14 protein-coding genes are annotated in these 14,970 nt (G+C 55.2%); 5 read left to right on the forward strand and 9 right to left on the reverse strand.

The genetic code is table 11. The features are described from left to right. The first annotated feature begins 11 nt into the window (after positions 1 to 11). A complete protein-coding gene (mutS, locus tag ACR0B8_RS11640; protein ID WP_226689126.1) occupies positions 12 to 2,627 on the forward strand; it encodes a DNA mismatch repair protein MutS in 2,616 nt (871 codons plus the stop codon). 31 nt (positions 2,628 to 2,658) lie between these two features. Here the strand turns inward: mutS and ACR0B8_RS11645 are convergent, their stop codons facing one another. Together ACR0B8_RS11645 and hrcA are read right to left on the reverse strand one after the other, a co-directional pair. After that, on the reverse strand, positions 2,659 to 3,222 hold the full coding sequence (locus ACR0B8_RS11645) for a nucleotide exchange factor GrpE (protein ID WP_170349562.1): 564 nt from the start codon (positions 3,220 to 3,222) through the stop codon (positions 2,659 to 2,661). 10 nt (positions 3,223 to 3,232) lie between these two features. After that, positions 3,233 to 4,297, reverse strand: coding sequence for a heat-inducible transcriptional repressor HrcA (gene hrcA, locus ACR0B8_RS11650; protein ID WP_170361045.1), 1,065 nt, complete (start codon positions 4,295 to 4,297; stop codon positions 3,233 to 3,235). Positions 4,298 to 4,409: 112 nt separating this feature from the next. Here hrcA and rph point away from each other — a divergent pair, with 112 nt between their 5' ends. From rph to ACR0B8_RS11670, 4 genes are read left to right on the forward strand one after another with little or no spacing between them, the layout of a single operon-like run. Then, positions 4,410 to 5,123 carry a ribonuclease PH gene (gene rph / locus ACR0B8_RS11655; RefSeq protein WP_170349560.1) on the forward strand — a complete coding sequence of 238 codons (714 nt, stop codon included), beginning with the start codon at positions 4,410 to 4,412 and terminating at the stop codon, positions 5,121 to 5,123. After that, complete coding sequence (gene rdgB, locus ACR0B8_RS11660) at positions 5,120 to 5,734, forward strand: RdgB/HAM1 family non-canonical purine NTP pyrophosphatase (RefSeq protein WP_170361047.1); 615 nt, start codon at positions 5,120 to 5,122, stop codon at positions 5,732 to 5,734. The genes rph and rdgB overlap by 4 nt, the downstream gene beginning before the upstream one ends. Further along, positions 5,724 to 6,878 (forward strand): radical SAM family heme chaperone HemW, encoded by a 1,155-nt coding sequence (hemW, locus tag ACR0B8_RS11665; protein WP_170361049.1) that lies wholly within the window; start codon positions 5,724 to 5,726, stop codon positions 6,876 to 6,878. Before rdgB ends, hemW begins: the two co-directional genes overlap by 11 nt. Before the next feature lie 3 nt (positions 6,879 to 6,881). After that, complete coding sequence (locus ACR0B8_RS11670) at positions 6,882 to 7,235, forward strand: YbaN family protein (RefSeq protein WP_170349840.1); 354 nt, start codon at positions 6,882 to 6,884, stop codon at positions 7,233 to 7,235. Here ACR0B8_RS11670 and ACR0B8_RS11675 read toward each other — a convergent pair. The 7 genes from ACR0B8_RS11675 to ACR0B8_RS11705 all read right to left on the reverse strand — a co-directional run bounded on the left by ACR0B8_RS11675 (position 7,225) and on the right by ACR0B8_RS11705 (position 14,587). Further along, positions 7,225 to 8,118, reverse strand: a complete 894-nt coding sequence (locus ACR0B8_RS11675) for a ParB/RepB/Spo0J family partition protein (RefSeq protein ID WP_170361051.1) — start codon at positions 8,116 to 8,118, stop codon at positions 7,225 to 7,227. The two genes, ACR0B8_RS11670 and ACR0B8_RS11675, sit on opposite strands and share 11 nt — an antisense overlap. A 20-nt stretch (positions 8,119 to 8,138) precedes the next feature. Further along, entirely contained in the window at positions 8,139 to 8,942 is an 804-nt protein-coding gene (locus ACR0B8_RS11680; RefSeq protein ID WP_170349556.1) for a ParA family protein, read from the reverse strand. Then, positions 8,935 to 9,549: a 16S rRNA (guanine(527)-N(7))-methyltransferase RsmG gene (rsmG, locus tag ACR0B8_RS11685; protein ID WP_170376533.1), complete on the reverse strand. Its 615-nt coding sequence runs from the start codon at positions 9,547 to 9,549 to the stop codon at positions 8,935 to 8,937. The genes ACR0B8_RS11680 and rsmG overlap by 8 nt, the downstream gene beginning before the upstream one ends. After that, complete coding sequence (mnmG, locus tag ACR0B8_RS11690) at positions 9,546 to 11,414, reverse strand: tRNA uridine-5-carboxymethylaminomethyl(34) synthesis enzyme MnmG (protein WP_170424843.1); 1,869 nt, start codon at positions 11,412 to 11,414, stop codon at positions 9,546 to 9,548. The genes rsmG and mnmG overlap by 4 nt, the downstream gene beginning before the upstream one ends. A 12-nt stretch (positions 11,415 to 11,426) precedes the next feature. Beyond that, the gene (mnmE, locus tag ACR0B8_RS11695) at positions 11,427 to 12,713 is read right to left on the reverse strand and encodes a tRNA uridine-5-carboxymethylaminomethyl(34) synthesis GTPase MnmE (RefSeq protein WP_170396853.1); all 1,287 of its coding nucleotides are present in this window, start codon (positions 12,711 to 12,713) and stop codon (positions 11,427 to 11,429) included. A gap of 30 nt (positions 12,714 to 12,743) precedes the next feature. Next, positions 12,744 to 14,015: a transcription termination factor Rho gene (rho, locus tag ACR0B8_RS11700; RefSeq protein ID WP_170349552.1), complete on the reverse strand. Its 1,272-nt coding sequence runs from the start codon at positions 14,013 to 14,015 to the stop codon at positions 12,744 to 12,746. 122 nt (positions 14,016 to 14,137) lie between these two features. Continuing rightward, positions 14,138 to 14,587, reverse strand: a complete 450-nt coding sequence (locus tag ACR0B8_RS11705; protein WP_170361059.1) for a CopD family protein — start codon at positions 14,585 to 14,587, stop codon at positions 14,138 to 14,140. Between the last annotated feature and the right edge of the window lie 383 nt (positions 14,588 to 14,970).

Genomic DNA, 14,970 nt, shown 5'->3' on the forward strand with positions numbered 1-14,970 from the left:
CAGTCACGCCGATGATGGCGCAATATCTCGAAATCAAAGAGGCCCACGCCGATGCCCTGCTGTTCTACCGTATGGGCGATTTCTACGAGATGTTCTTCGAGGATGCCGTCAACGCAGCCGAGGCGTTGGATATCGCCCTGACCAAACGCGGCAAGCATAACGGCACCGACATCCCGATGTGCGGTGTGCCTGTTCATTCCGCCGAAGGTTATTTGCTGACCCTGATCCGCAAAGGCTTTCGCGTGGCCGTCTGCGAGCAGATGGAAAGCCCGGCCGAGGCGAAAAAAAGAGGCTCTAAGTCGGTGGTAAAGCGCGATGTCGTGCGTCTGGTGACACCCGGCACATTGACCGAAGATGCCCTTTTGGAAGCCCGCCGCCACAACTTTCTGGCCGCCTATGCCGAAGTGCGGGATGAGGCCGCACTGGCCTGGGCTGATATCTCTACCGGGGCGTTTCACGTAATGCCTTTGACAACCGTGCGGCTGAGCCCCGAACTGGCACGGCTTGCCCCGTCCGAACTGATCGTTGCCGACGGATCGGAACAGGCTTTGCAGGAACCAGTCCGTGATTTGGGAATTTCGCTAACCCCCATCGGCCGCGCCAGTTTTGACAGCACGGCCGCCGAAAAACGTATTTGCGGATTGTTCCACGTGGGCGCTTTGGATGCGTTTGGAAATTTCGGTCGGGCCGAGGTTTCGGCAATGGGTGCCTTGATTGACTATCTTGAGATCACGCAAAAGGGCAAACTGCCCCTGCTGCAGACCCCCTTGAAGGAATCAGAGGATCGCGTTGTCCAGATCGACGCCGCCACACGCCGCAATCTGGAACTGACCCGGTCCTTGTCGGGTGGTCGCGCCGGATCCCTATTGTCGGTGGTCGATCGCACCGTCACTCCGGGCGGGGCAAGGTTGCTTGAACAGCGCCTGTCCAGCCCCTCGCGCAATCTGGATGTGATCCATGCCCGGCTGGATGCCGTAAGTTTTGCAGCTGAGGACAGCTTGACCGCTTCAGACCTGCGCGATGCCCTGCGCAAAACCCCCGATCTGGACCGCGCCCTGTCGCGCCTGTCGCTGGAACGGGGTGGCCCTCGTGATCTGGCCGCCATCCGCAACGGAATGACGCAGGCAGCTGCTATTGCAGGTATCTGTGACACACAGGATTTGCCGGTTCTGCTGGCCACCGCAGTGCAGAACTTGATCGGGTTTGACGATCTTTTGACCTTGTTGGATGAGGCCCTTGTGGCAGAACCGCCCCTGCTGGCCCGTGACGGCGGTTTCATCGCTCCTGGCTTTGACACTGAACTGGATGAGGCCCGTACGCTGCGCGACGAAGGCCGATCCGTCATTGCGGGATTTCAACAGAAATACGCAGAACACACCGGCATTGCTTCGCTGAAGATCAAGCATAACAACGTGCTGGGTTATTTCATCGAAACCACGGCCACCCATGCCGAGAAGATGCTGAACCCGCCATTTTCTGAGACCTATATCCACCGCCAGACCACTGCCAATCAGGTGCGCTTTACGACCGTCGAACTGTCCGAGATCGAAACCCGCATCCTGAACGCCGGTAATTTGGCATTGGAAATAGAAAAGAGGCTCTATCAAAGGCTTTCTGACGAGATTCTGACCCTCGCCGCGCGTCTCAACCAAGCCGCCCGGGGGCTCGCCGAGCTGGATTTGACCACCGCAATGGCCGATCTGGCGCGCGGAGAAAATTGGTGCCGTCCCCAGGTCGACACATCGCGCGCCTTCCACGTGCAGGGTGGACGTCATCCGGTTGTGGAACACGCGCTGCGCCAACAAAGCGGCGATGCCTTCATTGCCAATGATTGCGATCTCAGCGCGGATCAGGGCGCGGCGATCTGGCTGCTGACCGGTCCCAACATGGCGGGTAAATCGACTTTCCTGCGTCAGAACGCCTTGATTGCCCTGCTGGCCCAGATGGGCAGTTATGTTCCCGCTGAACAGGCGCATATCGGTGTGGTCAGCCAATTGTTCAGCCGCGTCGGCGCATCCGACGATCTGGCCCGGGGCCGTTCGACCTTTATGGTGGAAATGGTCGAGACTGCCGCCATCCTGAATCAGGCCGACGACCGCGCGCTGGTGATTCTCGATGAAATTGGCCGTGGCACGGCCACCTATGACGGCCTGTCCATCGCCTGGGCCACGCTGGAACATCTGCACGCCGCCAACCAATGCCGCGCGCTGTTCGCCACCCACTACCACGAACTCACCGCCCTGGCCGGCAAGTTAGAGGGTGTCGACAACGCCACCGTGGCAGTCAAGGAGTGGGAAGGTGAGGTCATTTTCCTGCACGAAGTCCACAAGGGGGCCGCCGACCGCTCCTATGGGGTGCAAGTCGCGCAGCTTGCCGGTTTGCCCGCATCGGTGGTGGATCGAGCCCGCGTCGTACTGGACCAGTTGGAAAAAACCGAACGCGAAGGCGGCAAACAAAAGGCGCTGATCGACGATCTGCCGCTATTTTCCGCCGCTCCGCCGCCCCCGCCACCTGCACCCAAGGCATCGCCGGTCACGGATATGCTGGACGACGTGCTGCCTGATGAGCTGACCCCGCGCGAGGCGCTGGACCTGATCTATAAACTGAAAGAGGCGACCAGATCCTGACCGCCTCAAAAAATTTTGGTTTTAAAGCCGCTTAGCTTGCAGGTGTCGACGACACACCCACTTGCGCCGGTCGCAGCAGACGATCATGCAGCATGAAGCCTTCGGCCGAGACCTGAATGATGTCACCGGCGCGGGTTCCAGGAACCGGCGCTTCGAACATCGCCTCATGCACGTTTGGATCAAATCGATCACCAACCTCGGGCGTGATCACTTCGATCCCGTGTTTTTGGAACACATCCTTCAGCGCCCGCATGGTCAGCTCGATCCCTTCCAGCAGACCGGCGGCCACTTCTTTTTGTTCATCGGTCGCAGCTTCGAGTGCGCGCTTCATGTTGTCGTAGACCGGCAGCATATCACGCGCCAGTTTCGAGCCACCGTATTGCTCGGCATCGCGCCGCGCTTTGTCGCCACGCTTACGGGCGTTTTCGGCATCTGCCAGCGCACGCATGAACTTATCTTTGTAATCGTCGCGCTCTGCACGCAACTCATCCAGCTCTAGCGCTTCGTCGCTGAACTCGGCGATTTCTTCGGCCAGCTCTTCAGCCTCTGCCATTGCGATATTGTCCAGGAAGTCTTCGTCTTTGGGCTCTGCCATCTCTTACCCTCTAGCTCCGGTCGGATATCAGCTTGCCGACCAGTTGCGCCGTATAATCCACGATCGGTACGATCCGTCCATAATTCAAACGCGTGGGCCCGATGACCCCGACCGCACCAATTATCTTTCGATCAGCGTTCATATATGGAGACACCACCAAAGAGGAACCCGAAAGTGAGAAAAGTTTGTTCTCAGAGCCGATAAAAATGCGCACACCCTCGCCTTCTTCGGTCAATTCAAGGAATTCCGCGATGTCTCGTTTGCGTTCCAGATCATCAAACAGGGAGCGGATTCGGTCCAGTTCCTCAACTTCACCCGGTTCACCCAGCAGATTCGCCCGCCCTCGCACAATCAGACGGGCCGAGTCGCCTCCATCCCCGTCCCAAGCCGCCATGCCGCTTTCGACCATTTCCCGCGCCAGCACGTCGATCTCTTGTTTACGCGCGTCAATCTGCGCCTGCATCTGACGGCGCACTTCGCCAAGCGTGCGGCCTTCGATCAACGCGTTCAGGAAATTCGCCGCTTCACGCATCGAACTGGGAGTCTGCCCCGGTGGCGGTGTAAACAGGCGGTTTTCAACGTGCCCGTCAGCAAAAACCAGCACAACCAATGCACGGTCATGAGCTAACGAAACAAATTCGATATGCTTGATCTCGGATTCTTGCTTGGGGGTCAAAACTAAGGAGGCACCATGTGTCACGTGTGACAAGGCCGAACCCACGCGATCCAGCATCCCGCCCACATCGCCTGCGTTAGACCCTAATGTTTCGTCCAGCTTCTGCCGATCAGCGGCGCCCAGATCGCCAACCTCAAGCAAACCATCGACAAACATTCGCAAGCCTTGCTGCGTCGGAATGCGCCCCGCACTGACATGGGGGCTGTCGAGCAAGCCCAGAAACTCCAGATCCTGCATCACGTTGCGCACGGTGGCAGCGCTGACTTTTTCCGACAATGTGCGGGTCAGGGTGCGGCTGCCAACGGGCTCACCGCTGTCCAAATAGCTTTCGACGATCAGCCGGAACACCTCACGTGACCGGTCGTTCATCTCGTTCAGAATTTTGCTCGCTTCGCTCATCAGCGGTCCCCTGCTGGGCCGTCATTAAATCGCAGGCATATGAAAGGTCAATCGGGGTTGCATCGTAAGCCATGAGGGCGTTATCCCCAACCCAGCAAACAAAGGATTTTCCATGCGACCCTCAGGACGAGATTTAAGCGAAATGCGCGCCGTTTCAATCGAAACGGAGTTCACCAAACATGCCGAAGGTTCCTGCCTGATCAAAATGGGTGACACCCATGTACTGTGCACCGCCACGATCGAGGATCGCGTACCCCCCTTCATCAAAGGCTCGGGTCTGGGCTGGGTTACGGCTGAATACGGTATGCTGCCCCGCGCCACTAACACTCGGATGCGGCGCGAGGCGGCGTCGGGCAAGCAAGGTGGGCGCACCGTTGAAATCCAGCGCCTGATCGGTCGTGCCCTGCGCGCCGGTGTGGACCGGGTAGCCCTGGGCGAGCGTCAGATCACTGTGGACTGTGATGTGATCCAAGCCGATGGGGGCACTCGTTGTGCTTCGATCACTGGTGGTTGGGTTGCACTGCGGCTGGCGGTGAACAAACTGATGAAGGCCGGGGACGTAATCTCGGATCCGTTGATAGACCCTGTTGCAGCGGTTTCTTGCGGTATTTATGCCGGCCAGCCCGTTCTGGATCTGGACTACCCAGAGGACAGCGAAGCAGGCGTGGATGGCAATTTCATCATGACCGGTTCGGGCAAATTGATCGAGGTGCAAATGAGCGCCGAGGGTTCCGTCTTTAGCCGCGCGCAGATGGATCAGCTGATGGATCTGGCCGAAAAAGGTGTGGCCGAGCTGGCCGCAGCCCAGAAAGCCGCAACCGCATGACCCGTAAGTTCGACGGCGACAGGCTGCTGGTGGCCACGCATAACAAGGGCAAGCTTGAGGAGATGAAACATCTCCTTGAACCCTTCGGCGTGACCATTGTTGGCGCGGCTGAGATGGACCTGCCCGAACCGGAAGAAACCGAGGACACGTTCGTCGGAAATGCCCGGATCAAGGCCCATGCTGCAACCAAGGCTACTGGTCTGCCTGCCCTGTCGGACGATTCCGGGATTACCATTGATGCGCTGGATGGCGCTCCGGGCGTTTACACCGCTGATTGGGCCGAAACCGGTGATGGTCGAGATTTCCTGATGGCCATGACCCGCGCCCACGATGAGCTAGAGGCTAAAGGCGCCGCCCATCCCCGCACGGCGCAGTTCCGATGCACTCTGGTACTGGCCTGGCCCGATGGGCATGACGAGGTGTTCGAAGGTATCGCCCCCGGTCACTTGGTCTGGCCCATCCGCGGCAAGGACGGGTTCGGCTATGATCCAATGTTTGTCCCGGACGGGTACGACATTACCTTTGCCGAGATGGATCGCTGGGAAAAGAACAAGATCAGCCATCGCGGCCGCGCTGTGGAAATGTTCGTGAAGGGCTGCTTTGGCGGATGATTGGCGCAACGGGGGCTTCGGCCTGTACGTGCATTGGCCTTTTTGCGAGGCCAAGTGCCCCTATTGCGACTTCAATAGCCATGTTTCACGTAATATCGATCAAAAACAATGGCTTAATGCATATTTGGATGAGCTGCGCCGCACGGCTGCCGAAACACCAGGCCGGGTTTTAAACACGATCTTTTTCGGCGGCGGCACGCCGTCGTTAATGGACCCAGACACTGTCGCCGCTGTGATCGATCAGGCCCGCGCCCTCTGGCATCCGGCCAATGACATGGAAATCACGCTTGAGGCCAATCCGGGCTCGGTCGAGGCTGGCCGTTTTGCCGCATATCGGGACGCCGGGGTGAACCGCATCTCGATGGGGATTCAGGCGCTTAATGACGAAGATTTGCGTCGATTGGGTCGCATTCACACTGTGGCTGAGGCACGTTCTGCCTTTGATATTGCCAGAAATTGCTTTGATAGGGTCAGTTTTGACCTGATCTACGCCCGCCAACACCAAACCCCCGAAGACTGGCGAGCCGAACTGACCGAAGCCCTTTCGATGGCTGTCGACCACCTGTCGCTGTACCAACTGACCATCGAGAACGGAACCGCCTTTGGGGATCGCTATGCCGTTGGTAAACTGCGTGGCCTACCCGAAGATGACAGCGCTGCCGACATGTATTTGGAAACACAGGACATCTGCGAGGCACATGGCCTGCTGACCTACGAGATTTCCAACCACGCACGCCCCAGCGCTGAATCACAGCACAACCTGATCTATTGGCGCTATGGCGACTATGTCGGCATCGGGCCTGGTGCCCATGGGCGCGTCACCTTGAATGGTCAAAAACTGGCTACAGAAACCTACCTGTCCCCAAACGCTTGGTTAACTGCCGTCGAAAAAGGCAGCGGAGAAAAAGAACGCTCTCCCCTAACAGCGCAAGAGCAGGCCAAAGAATACCTTATGATGGGGTTAAGAGTTGTAGAGGGTCTAGATATTGATAGGTATAATGCCCTGGCAGATCACCCGTTGCCGCAGGACAAATTGGCCGATCTAACAGAATTTGGAATGATCAAACAGACAAATGGCCGATTGATTGCCACCAAAGATGGGCGCGCCGTTTTGAATGCGGTGATCCGGGAACTTTTGGGATAGATGATGCAATATGTTTGGGCCACCCTGGGTTTGATTTGCGTTGGCTTCGCGGTGGTCGGCATCGTTCTGCCCTTATTACCTACTGTTCCCTTTTTGCTGCTGGCCGCGTTTTTCTTTGCACGGTCGTCTTCTCGCCTGCACAACTGGCTGATTACACATCGCACTTTCGGCCCGTTGATTGTTGACTGGCAAACGTCCGGCGCTATCCGACCTGGGGCAAAAAAGGCGGCCACCATTTCGGTTGCCGCCGTGTTCGGGCTATCGGTTCTGTTGTCCCTGCCGTCTCATGTCCTGATCATTCAGGCCGTGGTTTTGGGCGCGGTGATGCTGTTTATCTGGACCCGGCCTAACGGCTAAGCTTGGCGCACAGATCGTCCAACTGATCCAGGTTTTCATAGGTCAGCACCACTTGCCCGGTTTCTGTTCCAGCCTTGTGATTGATCGCAACTTTCATCGCCAGAATTGCCGACAGGTCTTTTTCCAAGGCTCGAGTATCAGCGTCTTTACCCGCATCCAGATTCCGGGAACGCGGGGCAGCTTTCGCCGGATCTGCCTGTTGTTTTTTCACCAGCGCTTCGGTTGCGCGAACCGAAAGCCCATCCCGTACTACGATTTTCGCCAGTTCTGATGGGTTTTCGGCCGTTATCAACGCTCGTGCGTGCCCAGCAGACAGCTTACCTTCGATGACCAGCGTCTGAACGTCCAAGGGCAACGACAGCAAGCGCAATAGGTTCGCAATATGACTGCGGCTTTTCCCCAAGGCTTCGGCCAACTTCTCTTGAGTATGCCCGAAACGGTCCATCAACTGCTTATAGCCAGCAGCTTCTTCGACCGCATTCAGGTCAGCCCGCTGTATGTTTTCGATAATGGCGACTTCCAACACCTCTGTGTCGTCAAACTCACGCACAATAACCGGAATATCATGCAACTGCGCCATCTGAGCAGCGCGCCAACGCCGTTCCCCGGCTACGATTTCATATCCACCATTGCTGATTTCCCTCACAATCAGCGGTTGAATAATGCCCTTTTCTTTGACCGAGGCTGCCAGTTCATCCAATTGATCCGCTGAGAATGTACGGCGCGGCTGGTTTGGGTTGGCCTGCAGCTTTTCAATCGGAACTTTCATGTCCGGACGACGCGGTTCTGTAGTCACCAGACCTTCGGCTTCCTGCGTTACATCTGCCATCAGGGCAGATAGTCCCCGGCCCAAACCTCTGGGTTTTGATTTTTTGACGGCCACTGCGCCCTCCTCACTGCCGCTCAGGCAGCGGCATTTTTGTTCTTGTGAATGACTTCACGCGCCAAATGTCGATATGCCATCGCACCCAACGATCCCGAGTCATACTGCAAGACCGGCAAGGCGTATGACGGCGCCTCACTGACCCGCACATTTCTGGGTATCTTGGTTTTAAATACCATCTCACCCAGATTGTCACGTGCATCCTTTTCAACCTGGCGAGACAAGTTGTTGCGGTTGTCATACATGGTCAACACAACACCTTCGATTCTCAGGTCCGGATTCGCAGTTTGCCGGACCTCTCGGATCGTCAACATCAACTGCGAAAGCCCCTCCAGTGCAAAGAATTCACTTTGCAGGGGAACCAGAACGGAATGGGCCGCTACCATCGCATTCACAGTCAGCAAGTTCAGAGATGGCGGGCAGTCAATCAGCACAAAATCAAGCTCAAACTGGTCGATCGAGGTCTGGCGCAAGGCGTCATGCAACAAATAGCTGCGTTTTTCATTGGAAATCAGTTCGATATCCGCCGAGCTTAGATCAACGGTTGCCGGTATTACCAGCAACCCGCCAATTTCTGTCTCTTGTACCACAGCTTCAAGCGGTGCATCGTCCAGGATCAAATCGTATGTGGTCCAATCCCTGTCCTCAACACCCAAACCGGTTGACGCGTTCCCCTGCGGATCCAGATCCACCACAAGAACCCTGCTTCCTGCTTCTGCCAAACCGGCCGCAAGGTTGATCGCAGTTGTTGTTTTTCCCACCCCACCCTTTTGATTGGCGACCGCAATTATCCGGGGCCCTGAGGGACGAGACAGATCAACCACGCGATACTCCTTTGATCCTTAGAATAACAGCTTGGGGCTCAGTTAAACTTGTAATCGGCTCGCAGTCGAAATTCCATTCCTTGCGCGCGTCATTCAGCTCTTTTTTCCAGCTTGCGCCTTTCGGCAACAGCGCCGTACCGGACTCTTTTAAATGCCTGTCACAAAAGGACAATAACGTGGGCAGATCCGCAAGGGCGCGGGCAGACAAAATATCGGCGTTCAACGGATCCACGGATTCTATCCTTTTTGACACAATAGAACAGTTCGCCCCGCATTCCCGTGCAACGCTACGCAGAAAGGCAGATTTACGCTGATCGCTTTCTACAAGTGTAAATCGCGCCGCTGGCGCTTCTTCTATAGCCATGATCGCGCAAACCATGCCAGGGAACCCACCGCCGCTGCCCAAATCTACCCAATTATGGAACACATCCGAACACCGGTATACCTGCACTGAATCCAGAATATGCCGTGACCAGATGTCATTCAGGCTGTTGCGCGACACCAGATTTATCTTGGGATTCCAGCGCCGAACCAGCTCTACATAGGTTTCAAGACGGCTAAATGTTTCACGTGAAACATCTAAACCTTTAAATACCTCATAGCTCATGCCTTTCGGACCTTTTGCTCTCGCCTCAACTTGGCCAGCAGTAAGGTCAAAGCGGCGGGCGTCACGCCCTCTACCCGCCCGGCCTGAGCAATATTGATCGGCTTTGCCTCAGACAGTTTTTGTTTCATCTCAGAGGATAGGCCTTCCAACGCCGAATAATCGAAATCGCGCGGTATTTCATAGGATTCATCGCGTTTCATGGCTTCAACGTCTTTTTTCTGGCGCGCAATATAGTTCGCATAAAGCGCATCCCGTTCGACCTGGCTTCGGATATCTTCCTCAATATCTTGCAAACCCGCCTCAAGCGGAATCAGATCATTGAACGTAACATCAGGAAAAGCCAGCAAAGCCATGCCATCTCGGCGATTTCCGTCCTGATTGACATTGATTCCAACTGCACGGACCTCCTTTGGTGAATAAGTCCGGTCTGTCAGTATTGACTTGGCAGCTGTAAGTTTCTCTATCTTTTCATCAAATCTTTCAGCCCGCGTATCACCAACACATCCAAGGTCAATTCCAAGAGGTGTTAATCGCTGATCAGCGTTATCAGCCCGAAGAGACAACCTGAACTCTGCTCGAGAGGTGAACATCCGATAAGGTTCTGCAACCCCTCGCGTAGTCAAGTCATCGATCATAACGCCTATATAGCTGTCAGCACGCGTGAAATGAACGGGTTCCAGATCCAGGACAGCGAGTGCTGCATTCAGACCAGCAACAAGCCCTTGTGCGGCTGCTTCTTCATACCCTGTAGTCCCGTTAATTTGTCCGGCAAGATATAGCCCCGGGGCATCAGGCAAGGACAAGGACGACGTCAGAACACGGGGATCAATATAGTCATATTCAATTGCATAGCCCGGTTGCAGGATCTCCGCCTTTTCCAGACCTTTGATCGACCGCACATAATCATGCTGGACGTCCTGCGGAAGCGAAGTTGAGATCCCGTTTGGATAGATCGTGTGATCATGGATCCCTTCAGGCTCAAGGAAAATCTGATGGGATTCTTTCTCGGCAAACCGAACAATCTTATCCTCAATCGAAGGGCAATATCTGGGCCCGACCCCATCAATATGACCGCCATACATTGCCGACCGTGACAGATTTTTTTCAATTATCTCATGTGTACGCGCATTCGTATGCGTTATTCCGCACGAGATTTGGGGTGCGACAGCTGACTCAGATAAAAACGAGAATAGCGTCGGATCTTCGTCTCCATCCTGCCGCTCTAGATCTGACCAATCAATGGTTCGACCGTCCAACCGGGGTGGTGTACCTGTTTTCAATCGCCCCATTGGAAGGTTTAAGCTGTCCAATCGCTCTGCCAGTTTGACAGAAGGTCGGTCCCCCATTCGCCCGCCGGGTCGGGAAACGTCTCCGATATGAATCACACCACGCAGAAAGGTCCCGGATGTAAGTATCACGGCCGAGGCATGAATCTCGGACCCATCTGCCAATTGTATTCCGACGATACGAGCTCCATCTGTCAGAAAATCTGTGACCTCCCCGACCACCACGGATAAATGCTCTTGCGCCTGTGTCACTTTCTGCATGGCATCACGATACAGTGCCCGGTCTGCCTGAGTCCTTGGGCCCTGCACAGCAGGCCCTTTGCGGCGATTCAGCAATCTAAATTGAATACCGGCCTGGTCCGCAACGCGGCCCATGACACCATCCATCGCGTCGATTTCGCGAACCAGGTGGCCTTTCCCCAAACCCCCAATGGCAGGATTGCAGGACATCACTCCAATATCGGACGCAGACAGCGTCACCAATGCCGTCTCAACCCCCATGCGTGCAGCGGCATGGGCGGCCTCGGTTCCGGCATGTCCGGCGCCAATCACAACAACATCGAACTTTGAATGTTTCACGTGAAACACTCCTTACTTACCCAGGCAGAAACTGGAGAATATTTCATCCAAAAGGTCTTCGACCCCTATTCTGCCGACCAATGTTTCAAGGGCGCGGATAGCCGTCCGCAACTCTTCTGCCGCGATATCATACAGGTCCGGGCCTGATTCCAGAACTGTCATCGCCGCGACCAAAGCTGCCTTGGATTCATTCAGTGCGACTCGGTGGCGTTCACGGGTTGCAATACCATGGCTTGTGGATCTCTCACCCAATACACACGATATATGGGAAATTAGCTGATCAATTCCATGACCGGTTTTCCCGGAAATCCCGCCCTTATCGTCCCCGCGCAGGTCAGATTTCGGAAAAAGCTGAATGTCACCTTCGACCATGGGAACACCAAGGTCTGAAGGGTCTTCGGTCAGAAATACCCGCAAATCAGCCGCGTCCGCACGTTTACGGGCCAGCTTAATCCCAAGGTTTTCAACGTGATCTTCGGTTTCGCGCAACCCTGCGGTGTCCAGCAAAGTCACAGGCAAACCACCGAGATCCATGCGAACTTCAATAACATCACGAGTTGTGCCGGCATATTCCGACGTGATCGCGGCCTCTCGACCCGCCAACGCATTCAGCAAGGTCGACTTGCCTGCATTTGGAAGGCCAACAATGGCAACTTCGAACCCGGTCCGGATACGTTCGGCAATTTTTACACCGTCCGCTTCGCGTTGCAGGTCTTGCATGACTCCGGTCACCAATGTGCAGACCTCAGGTGTGACGTCGGTTGGAACCTCTTCATCGGCGAAATCTATCACGGCTTCCAGCAGAGACGCCGCCCGGATCAGGTCACGGCGCCAGCGTTCGGCCAAGCCACCCAGCTCTCCGGCCAAAATGGTCTGGGCCTGTTTACGCTGCGCCTCGGTTTCGGCATCGATCAGATCGGCCAGACCTTCGACCTGCGTCAGGTCCATCTTGCCGTTTTCCAATGCACGGCGCGTGAATTCCCCGGGTTCCGCAAGCCGCAACCCAACCGTATCGGACAAATTGCGCATTAGCGCATTAACCGAAGCCGTGCTGCCGTGTATCTGCAACTCTGCGACGTCTTCACCGGTAAAGCTCGCCGGGGCCTGGAAGGTCAGAACTAACCCATCATCCAAGCGCGACCCATCAGCTGCACACAAAGACCGAAGCCGCATACCGCGGGGCGGTAGCGGGCTGCCGGTCAGGTCGGCTGCGGCTGAATGCGCCAAAGGACCCGAGAGGCGGATGACCGCCACCCCTGCTTTACCCTGGGCGCTGGCCAAGGCGAATATCGTATCCATTCGAAGGCCTCGCGTCGGTTAAGACCTGTATCAGGTATTCATCGAGTCGAAGAACTCACCGTTGGTCTTGGTCTGCTTCAACTTAGACAACAGGAACTCGATCGCATCAGTGGTGCCCATCGGGTTCAAGATACGGCGCAGAACAAAGGTCTTGGCCAGATCACCTTTGTCGACCAGCAGGTCCTCTTTCCGGGTGCCGGATTTGAGGATGTCGATCGCCGGGAACACGCGCTTGTCTGCGATCTTACGATCCAGAACGATTTCCGAGTTACCCGTGCCTTTGAATTCTTCAAAGATCACTTCGTCCATCCGGCTGCCGGTATCGATCAGCGCGGTGGCGATGATGGTCAGCGATCCGCCCTCTTCGATATTCCGCGCAGCACCAAAGAAGCGCTTGGGCCGTTGCAGAGCGTTTGCATCCACACCACCGGTCAGAACTTTACCGGATGAGGGGACCACAGTGTTAAACGCTCTACCAAGTCTTGTGATCGAATCTAGAAGAATAACAACATCTCGTTTATGCTCGACCAAACGCTTGGCTTTTTCGATCACCATCTCGGATACGGCGACGTGGCGTGTTGCAGGTTCATCAAAGGTCGAGGACACAACCTCACCCTTTACCGAGCGCTGCATGTCGGTCACCTCTTCGGGGCGTTCATCGATCAGCAGAACGATCAAATAGCACTCCGGGTGGTTCTGTTCGATCGAATGCGCGATGTTTTGCAAGATCACCGTCTTACCAGTCCGCGGCGGCGCCACGATCAAAGACCGCTGTCCTTTACCGATAGGTGAGACCAGATCAATCACCCGGGCCGACTTATCTTTGATGGTGGGATCTTCGATCTCCATCTTCAGACGTTCATCGGGATACAAAGGCGTCAAGTTGTCGAACAGGATCTTGTGTTTGGCTTTTTCAGGCTCTTCAAAATTGATCTTGGTGACTTTGATCAGCGCGAAGTACCGCTCGTTCTCATCCGGTGCTTTGATATCACCTTCGACCGTATCCCCGGTGCGCAGCGAATGCTGACGGATCATATCCGGTGAAACGTAGATGTCATCTGGGCCCGGCAGATAGTTCGCTTCGGGTGAACGTAGAAAACCAAAGCCGTCCTGCAGCACTTCAAGCACGCCATCACCGCCAACGGTCCAGCCTTCATCGGCGCGTTCACGCAGAATCTGGAACATCATCTCGCCCTTGCGCATGGTCGAGGCGTTTTCGATTTCCAGCTCTTCGGCCATCGCCAGAAGGTCTTTGGGGCTTTTGGCCTTAAGGTCAGCCAGATTCAGGGTGTCAGTTGTCATGATATATACCTTCGCCGCAGGCATCGCGGCACGAAGTGGAATTTCAGTACGGAAGATACGCCGCCCGGACGGGCGTGTTGATATCTACATAAGCGCGGCTGACTGCGGAGTCAAACAGGCCCTCAGAATTTCAAAATGACCGCCAGAACGATGGCAACCATCAAAATGGTGGGAACCTCATTCATCATGCGGTACTGGCGCCCAGTGAGCGTATTTCGGCCCTCTAAGAAGTCTTTGCGCCGCGCCATCAGCCAGTGATGGAACCAGGTCATGCCGATCACGGCAGAACCTTTAATCCAGGGCCATGCAAAATCCCAACCGACAATGCCTGGTGTGAACACCATGATCAGGCCACACACCCACGCCACAATCATTGCCGGGCGCATAATCACGCGCAGCAGCTTTTCTTCCATTTCAAAGAAAATGGTTTCAGCACCATCGACGGCTTGCGCCTTTTCTACGTGATAGACGAATAGTCTGGGCAAATAGAATAAGCCGGCCATCCACGAGATCACGGCCATGATATGTAAAGACTTCACCCACGGGTAAATCGTGAAAAGAAGATCGGTCATCCTGGCTCCGGGCGTTGCTCGGAACTCTCCCTAATAAAAAAATAAGAAAAGAAAAAGGAAGATGGTTTTGTAGGGTGAACAAAATTCGTGGATTACTTTTTTACACATGTGTTTTCCCCAGGTGGACATTTTTACGCGTCAAAGCGATGATTCTGTTAATAGTGAAAATAATGTAATTAAATCAATGTGTTAAGTCGTATTTACAAAAGATGCTCTGGGGATAAGTTTCTGAGTATATGTGGAGTTCCCGCTTATCCCGTCATTCCGACTTATCCTTGTCCCGGATGGACAGCGTTCGAGCGACTCAGGGAAGATCTGCGCGAATATCCCGGGGTTGCGTGTCAATCGGAAAACCATACAAACCATTCAAGAACGCTCAACGA

The sequence above is a fragment of the Ruegeria sp. BH6 genome (assembly GCF_056538105.1).